At 44.1% G+C, this 24,062-nt stretch carries 16 protein-coding genes; 14 read left to right on the top strand and 2 right to left on the bottom strand.

The genetic code is table 11. The features are described from left to right. Nucleotides 1-173 precede the first annotated feature (173 nt). Entirely contained in the window at nucleotides 174-1,367 is a 1,194-nt protein-coding gene (gene metK / locus ACMXYS_RS01520) for a methionine adenosyltransferase (protein ID WP_415883233.1), read from the bottom strand. A gap of 314 nt (nucleotides 1,368-1,681) precedes the next feature. On the opposite strand from metK, the gene tkt reads away from it, so the two are divergent. From tkt to fba, 4 genes are all read left to right on the top strand, one after another. Further along, nucleotides 1,682-3,676 (top strand): transketolase, encoded by a 1,995-nt coding sequence (tkt, locus tag ACMXYS_RS01525; protein WP_415897407.1) that lies wholly within the window; start codon nucleotides 1,682-1,684, stop codon nucleotides 3,674-3,676. Between the two features lie 60 nt (nucleotides 3,677-3,736). Next, nucleotides 3,737-4,792, top strand: a complete 1,056-nt coding sequence (locus ACMXYS_RS01530; protein WP_415897408.1) for a type I glyceraldehyde-3-phosphate dehydrogenase — start codon at nucleotides 3,737-3,739, stop codon at nucleotides 4,790-4,792. Nucleotides 4,793-4,826: 34 nt separating this feature from the next. Beyond that, a complete protein-coding gene (locus tag ACMXYS_RS01535) occupies nucleotides 4,827-5,990 on the top strand; it encodes a phosphoglycerate kinase (RefSeq protein ID WP_415897409.1) in 1,164 nt (387 codons plus the stop codon). Nucleotides 5,991-6,074: 84 nt separating this feature from the next. After that, nucleotides 6,075-7,139, top strand: coding sequence for a class II fructose-bisphosphate aldolase (gene fba / locus ACMXYS_RS01540; protein ID WP_415883237.1), 1,065 nt, complete (start codon nucleotides 6,075-6,077; stop codon nucleotides 7,137-7,139). Between the two features lie 66 nt (nucleotides 7,140-7,205). Here the strand turns inward: fba and ACMXYS_RS01545 are convergent, their stop codons facing one another. Continuing rightward, nucleotides 7,206-9,560, bottom strand: a complete 2,355-nt coding sequence (locus ACMXYS_RS01545; protein ID WP_415897410.1) for a penicillin-binding protein 1A — start codon at nucleotides 9,558-9,560, stop codon at nucleotides 7,206-7,208. Between the two features lie 162 nt (nucleotides 9,561-9,722). Here ACMXYS_RS01545 and pilM point away from each other — a divergent pair, with 162 nt between their 5' ends. The 10 genes from pilM to ACMXYS_RS01595 all read left to right on the top strand — a co-directional run bounded on the left by pilM (nucleotide 9,723) and on the right by ACMXYS_RS01595 (nucleotide 24,059). After that, on the top strand, nucleotides 9,723-10,784 hold the full coding sequence (pilM, locus tag ACMXYS_RS01550) for a type IV pilus assembly protein PilM (protein WP_415897411.1): 1,062 nt from the start codon (nucleotides 9,723-9,725) through the stop codon (nucleotides 10,782-10,784). Nucleotides 10,785-10,789: 5 nt separating this feature from the next. Further along, complete coding sequence (locus ACMXYS_RS01555) at nucleotides 10,790-11,344, top strand: PilN domain-containing protein (RefSeq protein ID WP_415897412.1); 555 nt, start codon at nucleotides 10,790-10,792, stop codon at nucleotides 11,342-11,344. After that, on the top strand, nucleotides 11,344-11,991 hold the full coding sequence (locus ACMXYS_RS01560) for a type 4a pilus biogenesis protein PilO (RefSeq protein ID WP_415897413.1): 648 nt from the start codon (nucleotides 11,344-11,346) through the stop codon (nucleotides 11,989-11,991). Before ACMXYS_RS01555 ends, ACMXYS_RS01560 begins: the two co-directional genes overlap by 1 nt. Further along, entirely contained in the window at nucleotides 11,988-12,539 is a 552-nt protein-coding gene (locus ACMXYS_RS01565; protein WP_415897414.1) for a pilus assembly protein PilP, read from the top strand. Before ACMXYS_RS01560 ends, ACMXYS_RS01565 begins: the two co-directional genes overlap by 4 nt. Nucleotides 12,540-12,550: 11 nt before the next feature. After that, complete coding sequence (gene pilQ / locus ACMXYS_RS01570) at nucleotides 12,551-14,674, top strand: type IV pilus secretin PilQ (protein WP_415897415.1); 2,124 nt, start codon at nucleotides 12,551-12,553, stop codon at nucleotides 14,672-14,674. A 45-nt stretch (nucleotides 14,675-14,719) separates the two neighbouring features. Beyond that, entirely contained in the window at nucleotides 14,720-15,220 is a 501-nt protein-coding gene (gene aroK / locus ACMXYS_RS01575; protein WP_415884698.1) for a shikimate kinase AroK, read from the top strand. 9 nt (nucleotides 15,221-15,229) lie between these two features. Continuing rightward, nucleotides 15,230-16,324 (top strand): 3-dehydroquinate synthase, encoded by a 1,095-nt coding sequence (aroB, locus tag ACMXYS_RS01580; protein WP_415883244.1) that lies wholly within the window; start codon nucleotides 15,230-15,232, stop codon nucleotides 16,322-16,324. A 28-nt stretch (nucleotides 16,325-16,352) separates the two neighbouring features. Next, nucleotides 16,353-17,915, top strand: coding sequence for an SPOR domain-containing protein (locus ACMXYS_RS01585; protein ID WP_415897416.1), 1,563 nt, complete (start codon nucleotides 16,353-16,355; stop codon nucleotides 17,913-17,915). Between the two features lie 195 nt (nucleotides 17,916-18,110). Then, nucleotides 18,111-22,562 (top strand): glutamate synthase large subunit, encoded by a 4,452-nt coding sequence (gene gltB / locus ACMXYS_RS01590; RefSeq protein ID WP_415883246.1) that lies wholly within the window; start codon nucleotides 18,111-18,113, stop codon nucleotides 22,560-22,562. Between the two features lie 75 nt (nucleotides 22,563-22,637). Continuing rightward, nucleotides 22,638-24,059, top strand: a complete 1,422-nt coding sequence (locus ACMXYS_RS01595; protein ID WP_415883247.1) for an FAD-dependent oxidoreductase — start codon at nucleotides 22,638-22,640, stop codon at nucleotides 24,057-24,059. Nucleotides 24,060-24,062: the final 3 nt, after the last annotated feature.

The raw sequence follows: 24,062 nt of genomic DNA on the forward strand, positions 1-24,062 counted from the left end.
ACCCAATGCGAGTATGATGACGAGTCCGATCAGTTTTTGCCGGATGCTATAATTACTAAGTTGCATTAGTTCCAAGAAAGATCGCGAAGTAAGTTTCTCATTATTGTCATATAACTTACTGTAGGCAATAAAAAAGCGCCATAAGGCGCTTTTTTTGGATAAAAATCACTAAATTAAGATAGGCCTGCAGCTTCGCGTAATGCGTCTGCTTTATCAGTGCGCTCCCATGTGAATGCAGTAAAGGTTTCACCTTTGTACTCCATTTCGAACGGGTTACGTCCAAAGTGGCCGTATGCAGCAGTTGGTTGATACATTGGGTGAAGTAGATCAAGCATCGTGGTGATCGCGTAAGGGCGTAGGTCAAAGTGCTCACGCACCAACTGGATGATCTTATCGTCGGAGATCTTGCCAGTACCGAATGTATTAATAGATACAGACGTTGGTTCTGCTACACCAATTGCGTAAGAAACCTGAATTTCACAACGGTCAGCTAGGCCAGCAGCAACAATGTTCTTCGCGACATAACGGCCAGCGTAAGCAGCAGAGCGGTCTACCTTTGATGGGTCTTTTCCAGAGAATGCGCCGCCACCATGACGAGCCATGCCGCCATAAGTATCGACAATGATTTTACGGCCTGTTAGGCCGCAGTCACCTACAGGGCCGCCAATTACGAAATTGCCTGTTGGGTTGATGTGGAATTGAGTCTCTTTGGTGATCCATTCAGCAGGGATAACGTGCTTAACGATAAGCTCCATTACTGCTTCACGAAGATCTGCTTGAGATACTTCAGGGTTATGCTGAGTCGATAGCACAAGTGCGTCAACGCCTACCGGCTTTCCGTTCTCATAGCGGAATGTAAGTTGGGATTTCGCATCTGGGCGCAACCATGGCAATAGGCCTGATTTTCGCACTTCAGCTTGACGCTCAACTAAACGATGAGAATAAGTAATTGGTGCAGGCATTAAAACATCAGTTTCGTTTGATGCATAACCAAACATTAGGCCTTGGTCACCAGCGCCTTGGTCTTCAGGTTTGGCACGGTCTACACCTTGGTTGATATCAGGAGATTGCTTGCCGATGATGTTGATGACACCACAAGTGTCGCCATCGTAACCCACGTCTGAAGACGTATAGCCAATATCATTAATAACTTTACGAACTAAATCTTCCAAATCTACCCAAGCAGACGTCGTGATTTCGCCAGAAACGACGGCTACACCAGTTTTTACCAGTGTTTCGCAGGCAACGCGAGCATGCTTATCTTCAGCAATGATAGCATCCAGTACAGCATCGGAGATCTGGTCAGCAATTTTGTCCGGGTGACCTTCGGAAACGGATTCTGATGTAAATAAGCTATATTCGCTCATTGTGAAAATTACCTTTACAAAATAGGGCTTCGATGGAATTCATTTGATGCTAAAAAGACACAAAGTGTAGAAAAAAGTTTAGCAGTTGGAAGACCATGTGGATTTTTAAAGTGCGTATTCTACTCGCGACTTTAGTGAAATGCATATTTTTACAGTGCGTTCAGCATGAGAAATTTAAATTTTTGGATGAAAAACGCTCATTTTCACCCTGAAAGTGCAATTCTTATTTGAAGCTTTCCTCTATCTGCGAGAAAATTGCGCCCAATTTTTTCCTGAACCTTCTATTTTGGGCAAAACGCCCAGGAGCTGAGTTAATGTCTTCTCGTAGAGAACTTGCCAACGCGATTCGTGCGTTGAGCATGGATGCCGTACAGAAAGCTAAATCTGGTCACCCGGGTGCCCCAATGGGTATGGCGGATATCGCTGAAGTGCTTTGGAACGATTTTATGAAGCACAACCCAACAAACCCACAGTGGTTCGATCGCGACCGTTTCGTACTGTCCAACGGTCACGGCTCTATGCTGATCTACAGCCTATTGCACCTGACTGGCTACGATGTCTCTATCGAAGATTTGAAAAACTTCCGTCAGCTTCATTCTAAAACAGCGGGTCACCCTGAATATGGTTACTGCCCAGGTGTAGAAACGACAACAGGTCCTTTGGGTCAAGGCATTACTAACGCTGTTGGTTTTGCAGTTGCAGAGAAAACGCTAGCTGCTCAGTTCAACCGTGAAGGTCACGATATTGTTGATCACAACACTTATGTGTTCATGGGTGATGGCTGCTTGATGGAAGGTATCTCTCATGAGGCTTGTTCTCTAGCGGGTACGCTGGGTCTTGGTAAACTGATTGCATTCTGGGATGACAACGGCATCTCAATTGATGGTGAAGTTGAAGGCTGGTATACGGACGATAACGTTAAACGTTTTGAGTCTTACGGTTGGCAGGTTATCCCTAATGTTGATGGTCACGATGCTGACCAGATTCGTGCGGCGATCGAGCAAGCGAAAGAAAATACAGAACAACCAACACTGATCTGCTGTAAAACAGTTATCGGTTTTGGTTCTCCGAACAAAGAAGGTAAAGAAGACTGTCACGGTGCACCGTTGGGTGATGACGAGATCGCACTGACACGTGAGCGTCTGGGCTGGGCACATCCTGCTTTTGAAGTGCCTGCTGAAATCGCTGAAGACTGGAATGCGCAGGAAGCGGGTGTTCACGCTGAAAATGAGTGGAACGAACGTTTTGCTGCGTACCGTGCTGATTTCCCTGAACAAGCAGATGAATTACTACGTCGTATTTCTGGTGAACTACCAGCAGATTTTGCAGAAAAAGCTGATGCTTACATCGCAGAAATTGCTGAGAAAGGTGAAACAATCGCTTCTCGTAAGGCATCTCAGAATGCGCTGAATGCATACGGTCCTCTTTTACCTGAGCTACTAGGTGGCTCTGCCGATCTAGCCGGTTCTAACTTGACTCTATGGTCTGGCTGTAAAGGTGTAGAGAAAAACGATGCCTCTGGTAACTACCTGTTCTACGGTGTACGTGAATTTGGTATGTCTGCGATCATGAATGGTATCGCTTTGCACGGTGGTTTCATCCCTTACGGTGCAACCTTCCTTGTATTTATGGAATACGCGCGTAATGCAGTACGTATGGCTGCACTGATGAAGCAACGTGCTATTCACGTTTACACGCATGATTCTATTGGTCTGGGTGAAGACGGTCCGACTCACCAGCCTGTTGAGCAAGTAGCTAACCTACGTCACACGCCAAACATGAGCACATGGCGTCCGTGTGATGCAGTTGAATCTGCAGTAGCTTGGAAAACTGCGCTTGAGCGTGCAGATGGCCCAACGGCAATGATCTTTTCTCGTCAGGGCTTGCCGCATCAATCTCGTTCTGAAGAGCAGATCGCAAACATTGCGAAAGGTGGTTACATCTTGCGTGATACAGATGGTCAGCCAGATGCGATCCTGATTGCTACAGGTTCTGAAGTAGGCCTAGCAATGGATGCCGCTGAAGTGCTTGCTGCTGAAGGCGTGAAAGCACGTGTTGTCTCAATGCCTGAAACAGGTTTGTTTGATCAGCAGTCTGCGGAATACCGTGAATCGGTGCTGCCAGCGGCTGTTACTGCACGTGTTGCGGTTGAAGCGCTGCAGGCTGACTTCTGGTACAAGTACGTTGGTTTGAATGGTGCCATCGTAGGTATGCGTACCTTTGGTGAATCTGCGCCTGCAGGTGAGCTGTTCAAACACTTCGGTTTCACTACTGAAAACGTAGTTGAAACGGTTAAATCTGTTCTTTAATCGAACACGTAAAAAGACCCGGGGTTCCGGGTCTTTTTATTTTTAGGGTAGGGTTCTAGATTGAGTTATCGCGTAGCAATAAATGGCTATGGTCGAATCGGCCAGTGCGTCCTGCGTGCGATTTATGAAAGTGGATTGCAAGATCTGTTTAGGGTTGTTGCTATCAATGAGCTCTCCGATCTTGAAACGGTAACCTATCTGACCCGCTACGATACGACTCATGGTCGCTTTCCTGTATCTGTTGAACATAATGGCAAACAGCTTCTGGTCAATGGCGACACCATTCAGGTTCTGAATGAATCTGATGCTGAGGATCTGCCTTGGGCTGATTTGGGTATTGATCTTCTTTTTGAATGCTCTGGCTCGTTTAAAGCTCGTTCTCTAGCTCAGTTGCATCTGCATAGCGGTGCGCAACGCTTGTTGTTTTCTCAACCGGCGACTGATGAAGTGGATGCAACCATCGTATTTGGCCTTAATGAACAGTTATTACGTTCAAGCCATACAGTTGTTTCGGCGGCTTCTTGTACTACAAACTGTATTATCCCAGTACTAGATCTACTAGATAAACAGCTTGGGATTGAAAACGGTGTTACGACCACGATTCATTCCGCGATGAATGATCAGCCGGTTATCGATAGTTACCATCAAACTGATTTGCGCCTAACTCGAAGTGCTATGCATTCGATCGTACCGGTAGATACAGGTCTAGATAAGGGTATTGACCGTCTTTTACCGCATCTCGCGGGTAAATTTCAGTGCCTGCATGTTCGAGTTCCCACGATTAATGTGTCAATGATGGATCTCTCAATTAATGTGTTGCAGTCGACCAGTGTCGAAGAGGTGAATCAAATCCTGAAGAACGCCTCTATGAAAGGACCGTTACAGGGACTATTAGGTTATACCGAAGAGCCTCATGCTTCGGTAGACTTCAACCGCGATTCCCGTTCCGCGGTGGTAGATGGTACCCAGACCAAAGTGTCTGAGGGGCGTCTAATCAAGCTTGTATGTTGGTTTGATAATGAATGGGGTTTTGCTAACCGTATGTTAGATGTAGCACAGCACTGGTTAGCTTTAGGCAGCGAAGAAGAATTAGCTGCTAAAGAAACGAATTCCTGATTTAAATATTTAAAAACTTAAGTAGGGCACGTCAATGAGCGTACTGAAAATGAGCGAACTGGATCTGAGCGGCAAGCGCGTTCTGATCCGCGAAGACCTAAATGTACCAGTGAAAAATGGTGAAGTAACTTCTGATGCGCGTATCCGTGCATCATTGCCGACTATTGAGCTGGCACTTAAAGCAGGTGCTAAGGTGATGGTAATGTCTCACCTAGGTCGACCAACGGAAGGTGAATATAACGAAGAGTTCTCTCTACAGCCTGTAGCTAACCATATTGGCAGCTTGTTGGGCCGCGAAGTTCCACTAATTAAAGATTGGTTGGACGGGGGCTTTGAAGTTGCTGAAGGCGATCTTGTGTTGCTGGAAAACGTTCGCTTCAACGTAGGCGAAAAGAAAGACAATGAAGAGCTATCTCAGAAGATGGCTGCATTGTGTGATGTTTATGTTATGGATGCATTCGGTACGGCTCATCGTGCTCAAGCGTCGACCCATGGCGTGGCAAAATTTGCTGAAGTAGCTTGCGCAGGTCCTCTGCTGGCGGGTGAACTGGATGCATTAGGTAAGGCGCTAGATAAGCCTGCTCGTCCGCTTGCAGCGATCGTTGGCGGATCTAAAGTATCGACGAAACTTGAAGTGTTAACAGCGCTATCCGACCAAGTTGATCAGTTGATCGTTGGTGGTGGTATCGCGAATACTTTCCTTGCCGCAGCTGGTAAGCCAGTGGGTAAATCCTTGTGCGAACACGATCTGATTCCAGTAGCTCAAGACCTGATGGAGAAAGTAAACATCCCGATGCCTGTGGATGTTGTTGTAGCGAAAGAGTTTGCTGAAACGGCTGAAGCGACGGTTAAATCTGTTGATGATGTAGCTGAAGATGACATGATTCTGGATATTGGCCCTCAATCTGCACAGAATCTAGCTGAGCTGCTAAAAGATGCAGGAACAATCATCTGGAATGGTCCAGTTGGTGTATTTGAATTTGACCAGTTTGGTGAAGGTACTAAGACGTTGTCTCTAGCTATCGCTGAAAACCAAGGTTTCTCCATTGCGGGCGGTGGTGACACTTTAGCAGCTGTGGATAAATACGATATTGCGGATAAGGTATCTTATATCTCTACTGGTGGTGGTGCGTTCCTTGAGTTTGTTGAAGGTAAGAAGCTACCTGCAGTAGCTGCTCTGGAAGCTAAAAACGCTTAAGCACTAATTTTAATAATGGATGGGTGGTAAACTCTACCCACCCCCGTCTTTCGACGAAGTTAACAGATATTTAAAGGTGACAAAATGGCTCTGATCTCCATGCGTCAGCTGCTGGACCATGCTGCTGAAAACGACTATGGCATTCCAGCATTCAACGTGAACAACCTGGAACAGATGCGCGCTATTATGGAAGCGGCAGATAAAACTAACTCTCCAGTAATTGTTCAGGCGTCTGCCGGTGCGCGTAAATACGCAGGCTCCAACTTCCTGCGTCACATGATTGAAGCGGCAATCGCTGAATTTCCGCATATCCCGGTATGTATGCACCAAGACCACGGTACGTCTCCCGCTGTTTGTCAGCGTACTATCGCGATGGGTTTCTCCTCTGTAATGATGGACGGTTCACTGATGTCTGATGGTAAAACGCCATCAAGCTATGAATATAACGTTGATGTTACTCGCCGTACGGTTGAGATGGCACATGCGTGTGGTGTTTCTGTAGAGGGTGAGCTGGGCTGCTTAGGTTCTCTGGAAACAGGTCAGGCGGGTGAAGAAGACGGTATCGGTGCTGAAGGTACATTGTCTCATGACCAGATGCTGACTGATCCGGATGAAGCGGCGGACTTCGTTAAGAAGACTGGTGTAGACGCGTTGGCAATTGCTTGTGGTACATCTCATGGTGCATACAAGTTTACTCGCCCACCTACAGGTGACATTCTAGCGATCGATCGCATTAAAGCGATCAATGAACGCATTCCGGGTACTCACTTAGTAATGCACGGTTCCTCTTCTGTACCTCAGGAGTGGTTGGCTGTAATTAATGAGTTTGGTGGTGAAATTCCAGAAACTTATGGTGTGCCAGTTGAGCAGATCGTTGAAGGTATCAAGTACGGTGTGCGCAAAGTAAACATCGACACTGACCTTCGTCTAGCATCTACTGGTGCGATCCGCCGTTTCTTGGCTGAAAATCCAGCTGAGTTTGATCCACGTAAATACCTGAAGAAATCTATGGAAGCGATGACAGATATCTGTGTTAACCGCTACGAAGCTTTCGGTACTGCAGGTAATGCGTCTAAGATCACTGCTATCTCTCTGGAAAAAATGGCAGAGAAATACGAAAGTGGTGAACTAGATCCAAAAATCGCTTAAATATATTTCTGTTTAAGATAAAAAAAACCGCCCTTGGGCGGTTTTTTTTATAGCTGTAGAAAAGCCTTAGAATAGCTCTTCCGCAGTATTGGTGGATGCTGAATTGCTAGGTGCAGCATAGCCTGTTGGAATGTTTTTCTTACGGAAGTATTCGTAGATGGCATCCGTCTGCCCAGGGTAAGCCAATTGTCCACTGCGAGGATCAATTTTGACGCTAACAATACCTTGAGGGGTTTTTGGTGCGTTTTCAGGTTTGTCCTCAAGTGCATCTCGCATGAAATCGATCCAGATCGGTAAGGCAGCGGTGCCGCCAAATTCGCGTCGGCCTAAAGTTTTAGGTTGATCAAAACCTACCCAAGCAGTAGCAACGAAGTCTTGGTTAAAACCTGAGAACCACGCATCTTTTTGATCATTGGTTGTGCCAGTTTTGCCTGCAATATCTTTACGTTTAAGTATTAGGGCTTTGCGCGCAGTGCCTCGGCGAATTGTATCCTGCATGATGTTGTAGGTTAGGAAGGATACTTGCTCATTGTAAATTCGCGGGGCAAATTTTTGTTCTGGGTTTTGCTCGCACTCGGTTTTGCATGCTAAAGCAGGCTGGGCAGTGAACAGGTTTTCACCAAACTGGGTTTCAATGCGTTGAATGAAATAAGGTTCTACTTTAAACCCTCCATTGGCAAAAGCGGCATAACCCGTCGCTAGTTGAAGCGGAGTTACGTCTGCTGTGCCCAGAGATAACGATAAGTTATTGGGGAGCTTTGTGCGGTCGAAACCTGCTAAATCTAGGTAGGTTTGTGCCGCGTCTATGCCGATTGCTCGCAGAAGCCTAATCGAAACAAGATTTCTGGATTTATAAAGTGCTTCACGAAGGCGCGTAGGACCGTAGAATTTTTTGCTGGAATTTTCTGGGCGCCAATTGCCTTCCAATTGCTGGTCATGGATAACAATTGGAGCGTCATTAATCAAAGAGGCGGGTGAATAACCTTTGTCTAGTGCAGCTGCATAAATGAAAGGTTTGAAGTTTGAACCCGGCTGACGAACGGCTTGGGTGCTGCGATTGAATTTATTGTGAGTGAAATTAAATCCGCCTACGAGAGATACGATAGCGCCATCTTTAGGGTTCAGGGCGACAAGGGAGCCTTGTACTTTAGGTGTTTGTGTAAGATGGAGTTTTCCTTCTTTCTCTCTAATTCGAATTAAGTCCCCTATTTTTAGTATGTCGCTAGCCTTCTTCGGGGCTTTACCTGTGTAGTTGACAGATTTGTATGGTTTAGCCCAAGCCATGCCTTCCCATTCTAACGTCGCTTTTTTCCCTTCTTTTAAAAGTAGTTCTGCAGATTTATCATCGACTGATAGAACAACTGCTGGTTGAAGGGTGAAGTAGGAAATTACTTTGTTTAATTTCTTCTGTAGATCATTAGAAGAGGTGTTAGCAATATCCCACTGTTCCTCAGCTCCTAAGTAACCATGGCGCTCAGAGTAAGCCACTAAGCCGTTTGATACAGCAATGTTTGCTGACGATTGAAGTTTGCTATCCAGTGTTGTGTAGACTTTATATCCATCGGTGTACAAATTTTCACCGTACTTTTCGTATAGGTCTTTGCGAACCATCTCTGCAACATAGTATGCGCGTAGTTCAATGTCGCTTGTGTGATATTTGGCTGTGACAGGAGTTGCAATTGCTTCTTCTAACTGTTGATCATTAATAAAGCTAAGTGAGTGCATTCGTTTAAGAATCCAATTACGACGCTCAATTGCTCTGCTGGGGTTGGTGATTGGATTAAACGCAGAAGGTGCTTTCGGTAGGCCCGCTATCATTGCATGCTGAGCAAGACTTAAGTTTTCGATATTTGTGCCGTAATAGACATTAGCGGCTGCTTGTATGCCGTATGAGCGATGGCCTAGGTAAATTTTGTTTATGTAAAGTTCGAAGATTTCTTCTTTGCTTAGCTCTTGCTCGATTCTAAGTGCAAGTAGAATCTCCATGAACTTTCGTGTGAATGTTTTTTCGCGGGTCAGGAAGAAATTTTTTGCGACCTGCATGGTGATGGTTGAACCACCGCTTTGGATATGGCCGGTTGAGGCTAATTGGAAGGCTGCTCGAGAGAGGCCTTTTATGTCAATTCCAAAGTGGTCAAAGAAGCGGCTATCTTCAGCAGCAGTAAGGGCGTGAATAAACTGAGGTGGAATCTCTTCGAAGTTGATAGGTGTACGACGTTTTTCACCAAATTCGGCGATGAGTTTTTCATCTTGAGAGAAAATTCTCAAAGGTGTTTGAAACTGAACTTCTTTAAGAGAATCGGTATTGGGTAGCTTTGGGGCGAAATGGTAGTAAGTGCCTGCAAGCGCAATTGCCCCAAGAAAAAAGCAGAAAATACCTAGTTTAAACAAAAGTTTGAAAAGCGAAACCATAGCTGACATGCTAGTCTGATAATTACGGAAGTTAATTTAGGTCTATTATATAGACAGGTAGTATCGATCCTCTAGCGGTTATTAAATTTAAATTTAATTTTTAATAATGCTAAGAGTTGGCCTAGAGTACTAAATGCACATTAACGCAGGATTAAGTTAGGGAATATATTTGTGTTTGGCTTTTTGGGGAACAAGTCGGGTAGTTTAGTCGGGCTGGATATCGGCTCATCATCTGTGAAGCTGGTTGCTCTGTCCAAAAGTGGTAGTGGCTATACGCTTGAAGCGTATGCTGTTGTCTCCTTGCCTCCTACAGCGGTAATTGATGGCAATATCCAAGATGTTGGTGAAGTTGCAGAAACTATTGAAAAGGCTGTCAAAGTGGCTGGAGGGAAGATGTCTGCAGCTATAGCTGCAGTACCGGCTTCTGCTGTTATTACCAAGCGTATAGAAATGAGTAATGCATTTTCTGAATTCGAGCTTGAAGATCAAATAAAGGTCGAAGCAGATCAATTTATACCGTATCCATTGGATGAGGTGGCACTTGATTTTGAGGTGCTTGGACCTGTGCGAAATAATGATAATCTCAATACAGTTCTACTTGTTGCTTGTCGTAAAACTGATGTCGAACAGCGTGAAGATGCGATAAGTAACGCCGGTTTGCAGTGTTCGATTGTCGATGTCGATACCTATGCGGTTGAAAGGGCTTTCCCTCTAACTTCGCCTGAGCCTAGAGATGATAAAGATTTGGTCGGTGTAGTTGATATAGGTGCAGCTACTCTGACTTTAAATGTATTTAAAGGGAATGAAATTGTTTACAGTCGTGAACAGGCATTTGGTGGAAATGACTTAACCAATACAATTCATCAACAATATGGGATGAGCATTGAAGAGGTTGAGCAATCTTTAAGACTGAATGATTTGTCTTCAGAGATTCAAGAAATGGTTGTTATGCCGTTTAGAGGGACAGTGGCTCAGCAAGTATCACGTTCTCTTCAATTCTTCTATTCCTCCGGTGCTCATAATGAGCTTTCTGCATTATATCTCTCTGGTGGTACTGCTACGATAGATGGTTTGGCTGATCAGCTGACTGAAGAGTTAGGAATAAATGCAGATATGGCAAATCCATTCTCTAAAATGTCGATCAACTCACGAGTAAACCGTTCTAGGCTAGAGCGTGATGCTCCTTCTTTGATGAAGGCATGTGGATTGGCAATGCGTGGATTTGAGGGCTAATAGACATGGCTAGGATTAATTTAAGACCTTGGCGAGAAGAAAGATCTCAAGAGCGACAAAAAAGTTTTTTGATTAATTTATGTGGTTCTGCACTATTTGCAGGTGGGATTGTGTTGGGGATTGGCTATTATTTCGATGTTATGCAAGATAGACAGTTGGATCGAAATAATTACCTTAAGAGTCAAGCTGCAAAGCTGGATAAAAAATTAGAAGAAATCAAAGAACTTAAGGAAAAGAAAAAGAGATTGCTTGAGCGTTTAGATGCTATTCAAAACTTACAGGCTTCTCGTCCACTCATAGTTCGGAATTTTGATGAGCTTGTAAAAGTACTTCCTAATGGAGTGTATTATTCCAGTATTACACGGAAATCTAACAAGATTAGTATAAAAGGGCTGGCTGAGGATAAATTAGATGTGTCTAATTTGATGAGGAATATTGAAACCTCTATTTGGTTTGGTGAGCCGTCTTTAAGCAAGGTTAAGCTTTCAAAAGATGAATTGAATGATTTTGCTTTGTCTTTGCCGGTAATCGTTCCAAAAGAAAGTAAAGGGAGTAAGTGATGGATGTGTTTAAAAATGCATTTAAGGGCTTTGATCCAGGGAATATGGATTTTGCTAATGCTGGTAATTGGCCGATAGGGGTTAAAGTAGTCAGTTATCTGCTCGTCATCGCACTTATTATTGCTGGTGGAGTGCATTTTTATATACAGGATAAGCAGGATAGCCTGAAAAAAGTAGTTGCTAAGGAAGAAGGCCTAAAAAAGCAATATAAAAGTAAAGCTTTACAGGTTGCAAACTTAGATGCACTTCGTAAACAGATGAAGGATGTAGAGGGTAGGTTTAAAGAGCTATTGAAACAGTTGCCGACAGAAAAAGAAGTGCCAGGATTGCTGGATGATATTACAAATTTAGGTACTGCTGCAGGATTAAATATAGGCTCAATATCTTTAGCTACTGAAAAACGTAGAGACTTTTACAGTGAATTGCCGATTAAAATATCGGTAGCGGGGTCTTACCACCAAATAGGTCAATTCGTAAGTGGTGTGGCTGGATTGTCACGAATAGTGACAATGCATGATTATTCAATTAAACCTTCAGGATCTGGTGTGTCAATGAATATTGATGCTAAGACTTATAGATATGATGACACTCAGGTAAAACCTAATAAGAAAAAATCGAAACGTAGAAAAAGAGGGCGAAGAAAATGAGTGGGTTCAGGGTTCTTTCGCTATTCTTAGTTGGTTTTCTATTGAGTGGCTGTGTTAATTGGGTTGCTGATACGGCAGATTTGAAAAGTTTTGTATCGAAGACAAATAAATTGAAAGGTGGCAGTATCGAAGCTTTGCCAGAAGTTAAACCGTATAGTAGCTTTGTCTATGAGGGCGCCTCTATGAGAGAGCCTTTTAGGGCTATAGTACCGGTGGTGGCGACCGAAGAATTAGGTGCTTCGGAAAATCAACTCAGTGACCTGCAACCAGATAACGATAGAGAAAAGGATTATCTCGAAAGTTTCTCTATCGATAAGTTGAACATGGTAGGAACCATTAACCAAAGGGATGATGGTCGCTTGTGGGCTTTGATTGAAGATACTAATTCAGAAATTCATAGAGTGACTGTTGGAGATTATATGGGGCTAAATCATGGTGAGATAGTCTCGTTGGATGAAAGACAGATTAATTTGTTGGAAATAATAAAAAATGGGCGCGGTGGTTGGATGAAGCGAACACGCAGCCTTGCCTTGAATGAGCAGGAATAAGGGATAATATTGTGAAAATTCGGGTCCCCATGAACACTGAAGCAGCAAATATTAACTATAAAAAAGTTTACCTACTATGTGTTGCTTTAATCAGTGTGTTTTTGTCGCAGTGGGCGGCAGCTGAAGTGCAGATGAAACAGGCTAATTTTGTTGCTTTGCCAGGAGGTAAAGTTGAACTTAGATTTGACTTCGATGCTGCACCTCCATCACCTCAAGCTTATATGATAAACCAGCCTGCGCGATTAGTTATGGACCTTTGGGGAGTGGAAAATGGTTTAGGGACTCGTTCTTTGGATGTGAAAACCGGTCAGGTTGATACGGTGAATTTTGCTCAAACAGATGGGCGCTTACGTATTGTTACTAGCTTGTTTGAGTCTTCTTCGTATAAAGCCTTCTCTGAGGGGAATAGTCTTTTTGTGATTATTCAATCGGGTGGGGATCAAGTGAATACTGCCCCTCCAGTTGCAGATAGTAAGAGTATGGTGTCACAAAGTTCAGTAGATAGTTCTGGTTCTACTGGCTTAATGTCAGATCGCACTAGTGTTGTAGGCATGGACTTTGAGCGAGAAGAGGGTGGCATAGGACGAGTAAGCATTACCCTATCAGATGATAAAGCTGGGGTAGATATTCAAGAAGAAGGGAATAATGTTGTAGTTAATTTGATTGGTGCTGATCTGTCTCGCGCTTTAGAACAACGAGTAGATGTGCAGGATTTTGCAACGCCAGTTATGTTTATTGATGCGATGGCTAACGGCGGTAATACTAGTATTCTTGTCAAGCCTAGTGCTGAGCCATATGAGTACTTGGCTTATCAGACTGACAATAAGTTGGTTCTGGACTTTAAGCCTCTAAGTGCGGCTGAAAAACAAGAAAGAGATAAAGATTTATTTCCATTTAGTGGAGAAGCGATTGATTTAAATTTTCAGAATGTGGAGCTTCGCTCGGTACTGCAAATAATCGCAGAAGTAGCTGAATTGAACTTGGTGGTGAGCGATACAGTTGGTGGTAACATTACACTAAGGTTAAAAAATGTTCCTTGGGATCAGGCTTTAGATATTATTCTGAAAACTAAAGGATTGGATCAGCGTACTGTGGGTAATGTGTTATTGATTGCACCTGCAGCTGAGATCGCAAGACGAGAGCAGGAAGAGTTAGAAAGTTCTCAAAAAGTAGAGCAGTTAGCGCCATTAAGAACTGAATATATTCAGATCGAATATCGTAAAGCTTCGGAAATGCTTGATGCGATTGAAAAAGCAAAATTAATATCTGACCGTGGTTTTGTCATGGCTGATGATGAGACGAATATTATCATGGTTCGTGGTACCGAGAAGGATATTGGGGAAATTCGTAAAACCCTTAGACGATTTGATGTGGAGGTTGAACAGGTATTGGTCGAAGCTCGTTTGGTAAATGCTCGCTCCAGTGTGACTGAAGATCTTGGTGTGCGTTGGGGATTTGGATTTAACAGTATAGATAGCGATGGTGAAGGTTGGGTTATTAATAGGGATGTAACTGAACTTGATTTCAGTCAAGGGCTCTCGGAAACTACTCTTCAAGTGGATCTAGGTGCTACTGCTGCAAATGCAGGGGCCATAGCTATAGGATTCAAGCCTGGTTCAAGTGCTATTTTAGGTTTAGAACTATCAGCTTTAGAAACAGATGGTAAAGCTGAAATAATCTCACAACCTAAGGTTTTGACTACAAACGGTACTCAGGCATCTATAGAGTCAGGATCTGAAATACCTTATCAAACGGTTGAAGACGGCGAGGTGAGCATTCAATTTAAGGATGTGGTTTTGAAACTAGATGTTACTCCTCGGATTAATCCTGGTGATCGGATAGCTATGGATTTAGTAATAAAGCAGGATTCTATCGGGGCGGTGTTACCTAATGGTGAGCTAAGTATTGATAATAATGAGCTTAAAACCTCGGTGGTTGTTCCAGACGGTCAAACAATCGTCCTGGGTGGGGTATTCAAAAATGAAACTAGTGAGGCTGTTGGTAAAATACCTTTGCTAGGTGATCTTCCTATTATGGGTGCGCTTTTCCGAAATAAAGAGAATAAATCTGAAAAAACTGAGTTGTTGATTTTTATTACACCTAAATTGGTTAGAAATTCATTAACTTCTCAGTAATTGTAAGAATGGTTGTGTGAATTGAACATCTTTCTCGTTGGGCCTATGGGAGCTGGAAAAAGCACCATAGGCCGTTTGTTATCTCAAGAATTAAAGTTAGAATTTGTTGATTCTGATCGTGAAATAGAAGACCGTGCCGGTGCCGATATTCCTTGGATATTTGATGTGGAAGGCGAAACAGGTTTTCGCGATAGAGAGGAAAGCGTCATAAAGGATTTGGCGGAAGATCGCTCTATTGTCCTTTCTACAGGCGGAGGGGCTGTGTTGAGGGCTGCTAATCGAGCTGCGTTGCAATCGAATGGTACGGTAGTTTATTTGGAAACATCAGTGGATCAGCAATTAGATAGAACTTCTCGTGACAAAAATAGACCTTTGCTGCAAACAGAGAACCCTAGAGCTGTCCTAGAAACGCTTATGGCTGAGCGTCATCCCTTATATCTTGATTGTGCTGACATAATAGTCAAAACAGATAGGCGTCACCCCAAAACTGTCGCAAGTGACATCATTAAACAATTGAAGGCAAAGTCACCGCTTGATGCGGATTAGTAATTCTTTATGCAAACATTAAAAGTGGATTTGGGTGATCGCAGTTACCCTATTTTTATTGGTCAAGGTTTACTTGATCAGGGGCTAATTTCTCCATATATCAAGGGTAAGCAGGTTCTGATTGTGACGAATAACACAATCGCTCCTTTATATCTTGAACGCTTACAAAAAACACTTACAGGCCAGTTTCAAGTAGATACGGTTATTTTGCCTGATGGTGAACAGTATAAAAATATGGATCAGATCAATACGATCTTTGATGCATTATTAGAAAATCGTCATAACAGAACGACAACGCTCATCGCACTAGGTGGTGGAGTTATCGGTGATATGACAGGCTTTGCTGCTGCTTGTTATCAGCGTGGGGTGAACTTTGTTCAGGTGCCGACGACTCTGCTTTCTCAGGTCGACTCTTCTGTTGGTGGTAAAACCGGCGTGAACCACCCGAAAGGCAAGAATATGATCGGGGCCTTTCATCAGCCTCAATGTGTTGTTATTGATACTGATGTTTTAAATACACTCCCAGAAAAAGAGCTGTCTGCAGGTATGGCAGAGGTGATTAAGTATGGTTTGATCTATGATGAAGCTTTCTTATGTTATCTAGAAGATCATATTGATGGGCTGATGGGATTGCAGTCAGATCTTCTTGAACAGGCAATCTACCGATCTTGTGCTGTAAAAGCAGAGGTTGTTGCACAAGACGAGAAAGAAGCTGGTATTCGTGCGTGGCTGAATCTAGGGCATACTTTTGGTCATGCTATTGAGGCTGATCAGGGCTATGGCGAATGGCTTCATGGCGAAGCTGTTGGCGCAGGAACAATGATGGCGGCGGATCTGTCTTGTCGATTAGGTTGGATCTCATCTTCAGATGTTGATCGAATCAGGAATATACTTGAAGCGGCTAATCTTCCAGTGTTGCCGCCTGAATCTATGGGTGTTGATACTTTTAAAGATTTGATGCTTGTGGATAAAAAGGTTGTTGATGGCAGTATTCGTCTCGTATTACTTCAAGAAGTAGGTAAAGCAATTGTCACTTCAGATTTTCCTGCGGAGTTATTAGACCAGACCTTATCTGCGGGTAAAAAGTTAGGTAACTGCTGTTAGTTAATGCTTTAAGAGTTGATCCTGTCTGATGAAGTCAAATATATACTTTGAACCGCCAAGCCGTCTTCAACTGCTAGATAAATTAAAGCACTTAGTCAGGTTTTCTGACTTTTTGCTGTTAGTGTCAGGCGATAGAGGTGCAGGAAAAAGTACTTTATTGGATCAACTTCATCCAGAAAAGGGTGATACAACTCTTTGTAGCTGTTTTATAAAGCCAGAAGCTGAATTATCACAGCAGAAACTCCTTGAATCCCTTATTGGTCAATTGCCTAGTCATAATGCGACCGGAACAGGATTTGCCGATCAGTTGAAAGTGTTTCATCTTCAGCTAAAAGCGCTAAGTTCTGCAGGTCAGAAATGTCTGATTCTAATTGATGATGCTGAATATCTATCTAATGAAGCATTTGAGTTGCTGATAAATCTGCATGCAGCAGGTGCTCAGTTAATTTTGATGTCTGAACCGTCTTATGCAGAAGCTGTTTTAGCTACAGATCTTGTCAAAGCAATGGAAGGACGTGTTCATCATGTGGCTATTGAGGGTATGTCAGATGAAGAAGCAGCTGAATATCTACAGATCTGCCATCCAGCTCTTACTACTCTAGCTGAAAAGAAAAAATCAGATTTAATCGCCCTCTCTGGTGGTATGCCTGGGCGAATAGAAACGCTTCTTGCTGGTGGTAAAATAACTGTTCCGCCTAAAAAGAAAACGGCATTTCCTCTACCACCAATTCATATGATGGGTATTGGAATTGTTTTGATCGGGATTCTTGGTGTTTCTTTATGGAAGTTTATGCCAGAAGAGCCAGCTATTGAGCAGCAAGTGGCTGTGGAAGAGCGAGTATCTGTTCCTTTAGTGGTGCCAGCAAGCTCTGATAAAGCTCAGTCACTCGAAGTTGATAGCTTGCAGATGGGAAAGGCTGTTCAGCCTGAAAAGGTTCTTGAAGAAATAACCCCAGCGCACGAAGAGCTTTCTGCGCGATTGAAAGAGCAGGAAGATAAACTTAAAACTGTAGTTCAACCGAAAATAGCTGAAGATGTAATACCAAGTATTGCAAAAGCGCCGTCTAAACAAACTGAAGAAATTAATCATTCTCCCCAAGGCGGGATTACGGTGAAACCTAAGGCTCTTGCTAATGGTAAGCCGGAAATTAAGAAAGTCGACACAGCTCAGTTAGAAAAAGACCTTAGAGATGTTGTGCAGACGAGTAGTGAAACTCAGCCATCGGTTACGCCTCTGAGCCTAAAAGTTGAATCTAAAGAGACAAAGCCTAAGCTGTTATCAGTCGGACTAAGTCAAAGTGAACAAGCATTGATGGATTGGCCTGATAAAGGTTATACCCTGCAGATGTTAGGTGCTAGGTCAGAAGAAAGTGCCCTTGGTTTTATCAAATCACAGCAAAAACCGAGTGATTTTTACCACTTCTCTACAATATATAAAGGGCAGCCGTGGCACGTAGTTGTACATGGCAAGTTTGCTAATAGAGATATTGCGAATGCAGCCATTAGAAAATTGCCAAAAGAGCTACAAAACGTAAAACCTTGGGCAAGAAGTATTCAGGGTGTAAAAATAGATATTAAAAGTAAAAAATAGTTTTAAAACAAATAGATAGCGTGTCGTATTGATGGGCTATTACCTTCCATATATCCTCGGGCAACTGTTTGAAATTTGTCCCGAACTAACTTCGCGTGTAGAATAGCTGTCCCTTTTTGCTGAGTGGCGCATATATTGCAGCAGAAAGAATTATTAAGATATTGATTTTTAAGTATTTTTAAGTGGGAATGGCTTATGAGCAAAGGTCTTTATCGCCCCGGTGAATTCAAAGATAACTGCGGCTTTGGCCTTATGGCACACATGCAAGGCCAGGCGAGTCACGATCTGCTAGAAAAAGCGATCGAAGCACTAGCGTGCATGACACACCGTGGTGGCATTGCGGCAGATGGTAAAACAGGTGACGGTTGTGGCCTGTTGATGCAAAAACCTGATGGTTTTTTGCGTACCGTTGCGCAGGAAGAATTTAACACCGATCTAGGCGAATTTTATGCGGTTGGTATGGTATTTTTGCCACGTGATGCAGCGAAAGCAGAAGCAGCACGTAGCGCAGTAAATACTGCAATTACTGATCAAGGTCTTGAAGTTGCTGGATGGCGTGTAGTTCCAACCGATGAATCTTGTCTGGGGCCTATCGCAAAAGATACCCTGCCACTCATCGAACAGGTCTTTATTACAGCGGCAAGCAAATCTGAACGTGAACTAGCAATTAGTTTGTTTACAGCACGCCGTAAAGCTGAAATTGCAATGTCAGCTGATGAAGATTTCTATATTTGTAGTTTTTCAGACAAAGTTATTTCCTATAAAGGTTTAACTATGCCTGTTGATCTACCTGTTTTCTTCAAAGATTTGGCAGATCCTCGTCTTGAAACAGCTGTATGTACTTACCATCAGCGTTTCTCTACAAACACTGCACCACGCTGGCCTTTAGCTCAGCCTTTCCGCTTCTTGGCGCATAACGGTGAAATTAATACCGTTGAAGGTAACCGTAATTGGGCTAAAGCACGTGCAAGCAAATTTGCTACAGATCTGCTACCTAACCTAGATGAGCTGCAGCCTATTGTTAATACAACAGGTTCTGACTCCTCAAGTATGGATAACATGCTTGAGTTCCTATTGGTTGGTGGCATGGATATCTACCGTGCAGTGCGTATGATCGTACCGCCAGCATGGCAGAATGTTGAAACTATGGATGCTGATCTACGTGCATTCTATGATTTCAACTCTATGCACATGGAGCCATGGGATGGCCCTGCGGGTATGGTAATGACCGATGGTCGCTTTGCTGTATGTATGCTTGATCGTAACGGTCTACGCCCATCTCGTTGGGTAATGACTAAGCAAGGTTATATCTGTACTGCATCTGAAATCGGCGTATTTAGCTATCAGCCAGAAGATATTGTTGCTCAGGGCCGTGTAGGGCCGGGTCAGATCTTGGCTATCGATACGCAGACAGGTGATGTTCTGCATACACAAGATGTAGATAACCGCCTGAAAGCTGCACAGCCTTATAAAAAATGGCTTAAAGAGAATGCTCTACGTTTAGAGCAGACAATGGACTTGGAAGAAGAGTCTAAATCTTTCCCTGCTATGTCAGCGGACGAGATTAAAACTCACATGAAGATGTTCCAGGTTACTTTTGAAGAGCGTGACCAGATCCTACGTCCACTAGGTGAGAGTGGTATGGAAGCGATCGGTTCTATGGGTGATGACAAGCCAATGGCTGTCCTATCAGACCGTGTGCGTTCTTTATATGACTATTTCCGTCAGCAATTCGCTCAGGTTACTAACCCACCTATCGATCCTCTACGTGAAGCGATCGTTATGTCGTTAGAAACGTGTATCGGTTCTGAACAGAATGTTTTCGAAGAAACACCAGAACACGCTCGTCGAGTAATTCTGACTACGCCTGTATTGTCTGCAAGCAAGTTTAACCGCCTGCGTGATAACCAAGAGCCAGGCTTTGAAGTTGCACAAATTGATCTGAACTATAACCCTGAAGAGATCTCTCTTGAGGGCGCGATCAAGTCTATTGCTGATCAAGCTGAACAATCAGCTCGAGATGGTAAAGTCATTCTAGTACTAAGCGATGCTAATATCGCTCGTGGTTGCCTTCCAGTCCACGCTGCTTTAGCTACAGGTGCAGTGCACCACCGCTTAGTTGATAAAGGCTTGCGTTGTGATGCCAACATCGTTGTAGAAAGTGGTACGGTTCGTGACCCTCATCACTTCGCGGTACTATTTGGTTTTGGTGCGACTGCTGTTTACCCATACCTTGCTTACCGTGTTCTTAACGATCTATGCGCTGCTGGCGAAATTCAAATTGAGCCGCTTCAGTCTCACGAGAACTACCGTAAAGGCATCAACAAAGGCTTAATGAAGATCCTATCTAAGATGGGTATCTCTACTATTGCTTCTTACCGTGGTGCACAGTTGTTTGAGGCGATCGGTCTAAGCTCTGAAATCGTTGACCTATGTTTCAAAGGTGTTACTAGCCGTATTGAAGGTGCTCGTTTCGAGGACTTCCAATTTGAGCAGGGCCTACTAGCGAAAGAAGCTTGGACTGCGCGTAAGCCAATTCAAGCAGGTGGTTTGCTGAAGTATAAGCATGGTGGTGAATACCACGCTTATAACCCAGACGTAGTTAAGACTATCCACGAAGCAGTAGAAACAGGTAATCCTGAAGCTTACCAACGCTATGCTGAGCTGGTTAACAACCGCGGTTACGCAACTCTGCGTGACATGCTGGGCTTACGTAAAGATGTTAAAGCTATCTCAATTAATGAGGTAGAGCCGGCTGACAATATTTTCCCACGTTTCGACTCTGCTGCAATGTCCCTAGGTGCATTGTCTCCAGAAGCTCACGAAGCACTTGCTGTTGCGATGAACGAACTTGGTGGTCGTTCTAACTCCGGTGAGGGTGGTGAAGATGCTGCTCGTCACGGCACGATGAAGCGTTCTAAGATCAAGCAGGTTGCTTCGGGTCGTTTCGGTGTAACACCGGAATACCTATCTAACGCTGAAGTTATGCAGATCAAAGTAGCTCAAGGTGCTAAGCCGGGTGAAGGTGGTCAGCTACCTGGTGGTAAGGTTAATAGCCTGATTGCACGTCTACGTTACTCTGTACCAGGCGTGACGCTAATTTCGCCTCCGCCGCACCATGATATCTACTCCATCGAAGACTTGGCGCAGCTAATCTTTGACCTTAAGCAGGTTAACCCAGAAGCGCTAGTTTCTGTGAAGCTGGTATCTCGTCCAGGTGTAGGTACGATCGCATGTGGTGTTGCTAAAGCATACGCAGATTTGATCACTATCTCTGGTTACGATGGTGGTACAGCGGCGTCACCAATGACATCGATCCATTACGCAGGTTCTCCATGGGAACTTGGTCTTGCCGATGCACACCAGTCTCTACGTGGTAACCAACTACGCGGTTCTGTGCGTCTACAAACGGACGGTGGTTTGAAGACTGGTTTGGACGTTGTTAAAGGCGCGATCCTAGGTGCTGAGAGCTTTGGTTTCGGTACAATGCCAATGGTTGCATTGGGTTGTAAGTACCTACGAATCTGTCATTTGAATAACTGTGCGACCGGTGTTGCTACTCAGAACGATAAACTGCGTGAAGATCACTTCCGCGGTACGGTAGAGATGGTTAAGAACTTCTTCCGTTTCGTTGCTGAAGAAACTCGTCAGTTAATGGCACAGCTAGGTGTTCGTTCTATGGAAGAACTAGTAGGTCGCGTAGATCTTCTAGAGATCCTTGACGGTGAAACACCTCGTCAGAAGAATTTAGATCTATCTCCAATTCTGACATCTGCTGGTGAAGATTTCCCTAACACTTGTCAGGTAGAGCGTAACGAACCATACGACCTAGCTGAGCTGAACACTCAGATGCTAGAGCTTGCTGAGAAAGCGATTGCTGATAAGACTGGCGGTGAATACGAACTGGTGATCACTAACTGTGACCGTTCTGTAGGTGCCCGTACCTCTGGTGCAATTGCTAAACAGCATGGCAACCTAGGCATGAGTGATCAGCCTGTAACCTTCAAGTTTAAAGGTCATGCAGGCCAATCATTTGGTGTTTGGAACGCTGGTGGTCAGAACTTATACCTAGAAGGTGATGCTAACGACTACGTTGGTAAAGGTATGGCTGGCGGTAAGATCGTTATCCGTCCATTTGACGAAGTAACATTCAAGTCAAATGAAACTGCCATCATGGGTAATACCTGCTTATACGGTGCAACTGGCGGTAAGCTATTTGCAGCGGGTCAAGCAGGCGAGCGTTTCGGTGTACGTAACTCTGGTGTACATGCTGTCGTTGAAGGTGCTGGCGATCACTGTTGTGAATACATGACGGGTGGTTTGGTTACTGTGTTGGGCTCTACGGGCTACAACTTCGGTGCTGGTATGACAGGTGGCTTTGCTTACGTTCTGGATATGGATAACAGCTTCGTGGATAAATATAACCACGAGCTAGTAGAGATTCAGCGTATCCACACTGAAAATATGGAAGCTTACAAAAATCATCTGCGCTCTGTGATCATTGAGTTCACTAAAGAGACAGGCAGTGCATGGGGCCAAGAGATCATCGATAATCTTGATGATTACATCGGTCGCTTCTGGTTGGTTAAACCAAAAGCTGCAAGCCTGAATGATCTGTTGACTAGTATTCGTACTCGTCCTGAGTAAGAACAGATCCTTTAAAGTAGATGAAGAATAATCCGCAGCCCTGCTGTTAAGGGCTGCTTTTAAGAGGTGAGGATTATGGCTGACCGTTTGAACAACGATTTTCAGTTCCTCGATGTGGGTCGTAAAGGACCACAGAAAATTGATGCAGATGTACGTAAAGAAGGCTTTGGTGAGATCTACGAGCCGTTTGCGAAAGAAGAAGCATCTGAACAATCACACCGTTGTTTAGAGTGTGGTAACCCATATTGTTCATGGAAGTGTCCTGTACACAACCATATCCCTAATTGGCTTAAGCTGATTTCTGAAGGGAACATTATTGAAGCGGTTGAGCTAAGTCACCAGACTAACTCTCTGCCAGAAGTTTGTGGTCGTGTTTGCCCGCAAGACCGTCTATGTGAAGGTGCTTGTACACTGAATGATGGATTTGGTGCGGTAACAATCGGTTCTGTAGAAAAATACATTACTGATACGGCATTCGCGATGGGTTGGAAGCCTGATATGTCTCAGGCGCCAAAGACTGATAAGAAAGTTGCAGTGATTGGTGCAGGCCCAGCAGGTATTGCAGCTGCAGACGTTCTTGTACGTAATGGCGTTAAACCTGTTGTATTTGATCGTAACCCAGAGATCGGTGGTCTTCTAACGTTCGGTATTCCAGAATTTAAGCTGGAAAAAGACGTAATGTCCCGCCGTCGTGAAATCTTTACCGAGATGGGCGTAGAGTTCCGTCTGAATACTGAAGTAGGTAAAGATGTTCAGATGCAGGATCTGATCGATCAATACGATGCAGTATTCCTAGGTATGGGTACATACACATACATGAAAGGTGGCTTCCCAGGTGAAGATCTAGATGGTGTATATGATGCACTTCCGTTCTTGATCTCTAATGTGAATAACTGCCTTGGCTTCGAGCAAGATGAAAACGGCTTTATTGACCTGAAGGGTAAGAAAGTTGTTGTGCTTGGCGGTGGTGACACTGCGATGGACTGTAACCGTACATCTATTCGTCAGGGCGCTGAGTCTGTTATCTGTGCTTACCGTCGTGACGAAGCGAACATGCCTGGTTCTAAGAAAGAAGTGGAAAATGCGCGTGAAGAAGGCGTACAGTTCCAGTTCAACCGTCAGCCTGTTGAAGTTGTAGGTGAAAATGGCAAAGTAACAGGTATCAAGGTTGTTAGCACGCAGATGGGCGAGCCAGACGAAAATGGTCGTCGTCGTGCTGAAGTCGTTCTTGGTTCTGAAGAGGTTCTAGAAGCAGATGCTATTCTTGTGGCATTTGGTTTCCGTCCTAGCCCAGCGCCATGGTTTACTGATTTTGGTATCGATCTGCATGAAGATGGCCGTGTTAAAGCGCCAGAACAGAATGCATTCCCGTTCCAGACTACTAACGAAAAAGTATTCGCTGGTGGTGATATGGTACGTGGTTCTGATCTAGTAGTAACGGCGATTGCTGAAGGTCGTAAAGCTGCAGAAGGTATGCTGGATTACTTGGAAGTTTAATCT

This window comes from Neptuniibacter sp. QD57_21, from assembly GCF_047778075.1.
Taxonomy (GTDB): domain Bacteria; phylum Pseudomonadota; class Gammaproteobacteria; order Pseudomonadales; family Balneatricaceae; genus Neptuniibacter.

What these genes read in the sequence shown, in the direction of transcription:
- metK (WP_415883233.1), bottom strand. Translation starts at nt 1,367, where the DNA reads ATGAGCGAATATAGCTTATTTACATCAGAATCCGTTTCCGAAGGTCAC.
- tkt (WP_415897407.1), top strand. Translation starts at nt 1,682, where the DNA reads ATGTCTTCTCGTAGAGAACTTGCCAACGCGATTCGTGCGTTGAGCATG.
- ACMXYS_RS01535 (WP_415897409.1), top strand. Translation starts at nt 4,827, where the DNA reads ATGAGCGTACTGAAAATGAGCGAACTGGATCTGAGCGGCAAGCGCGTT.
- fba (WP_415883237.1), top strand. Translation starts at nt 6,075, where the DNA reads ATGGCTCTGATCTCCATGCGTCAGCTGCTGGACCATGCTGCTGAAAAC.
- ACMXYS_RS01545 (WP_415897410.1), bottom strand. Translation starts at nt 9,560, where the DNA reads ATGTCAGCTATGGTTTCGCTTTTCAAACTTTTGTTTAAACTAGGTATT.
- ACMXYS_RS01555 (WP_415897412.1), top strand. Translation starts at nt 10,790, where the DNA reads ATGGCTAGGATTAATTTAAGACCTTGGCGAGAAGAAAGATCTCAAGAG.
- ACMXYS_RS01560 (WP_415897413.1), top strand. Translation starts at nt 11,344, where the DNA reads ATGGATGTGTTTAAAAATGCATTTAAGGGCTTTGATCCAGGGAATATG.
- ACMXYS_RS01565 (WP_415897414.1), top strand. Translation starts at nt 11,988, where the DNA reads ATGAGTGGGTTCAGGGTTCTTTCGCTATTCTTAGTTGGTTTTCTATTG.
- aroK (WP_415884698.1), top strand. Translation starts at nt 14,720, where the DNA reads ATGGGAGCTGGAAAAAGCACCATAGGCCGTTTGTTATCTCAAGAATTA.
- aroB (WP_415883244.1), top strand. Translation starts at nt 15,230, where the DNA reads ATGCAAACATTAAAAGTGGATTTGGGTGATCGCAGTTACCCTATTTTT.
- ACMXYS_RS01585 (WP_415897416.1), top strand. Translation starts at nt 16,353, where the DNA reads ATGAAGTCAAATATATACTTTGAACCGCCAAGCCGTCTTCAACTGCTA.
- gltB (WP_415883246.1), top strand. Translation starts at nt 18,111, where the DNA reads ATGAGCAAAGGTCTTTATCGCCCCGGTGAATTCAAAGATAACTGCGGC.
- ACMXYS_RS01595 (WP_415883247.1), top strand. Translation starts at nt 22,638, where the DNA reads ATGGCTGACCGTTTGAACAACGATTTTCAGTTCCTCGATGTGGGTCGT.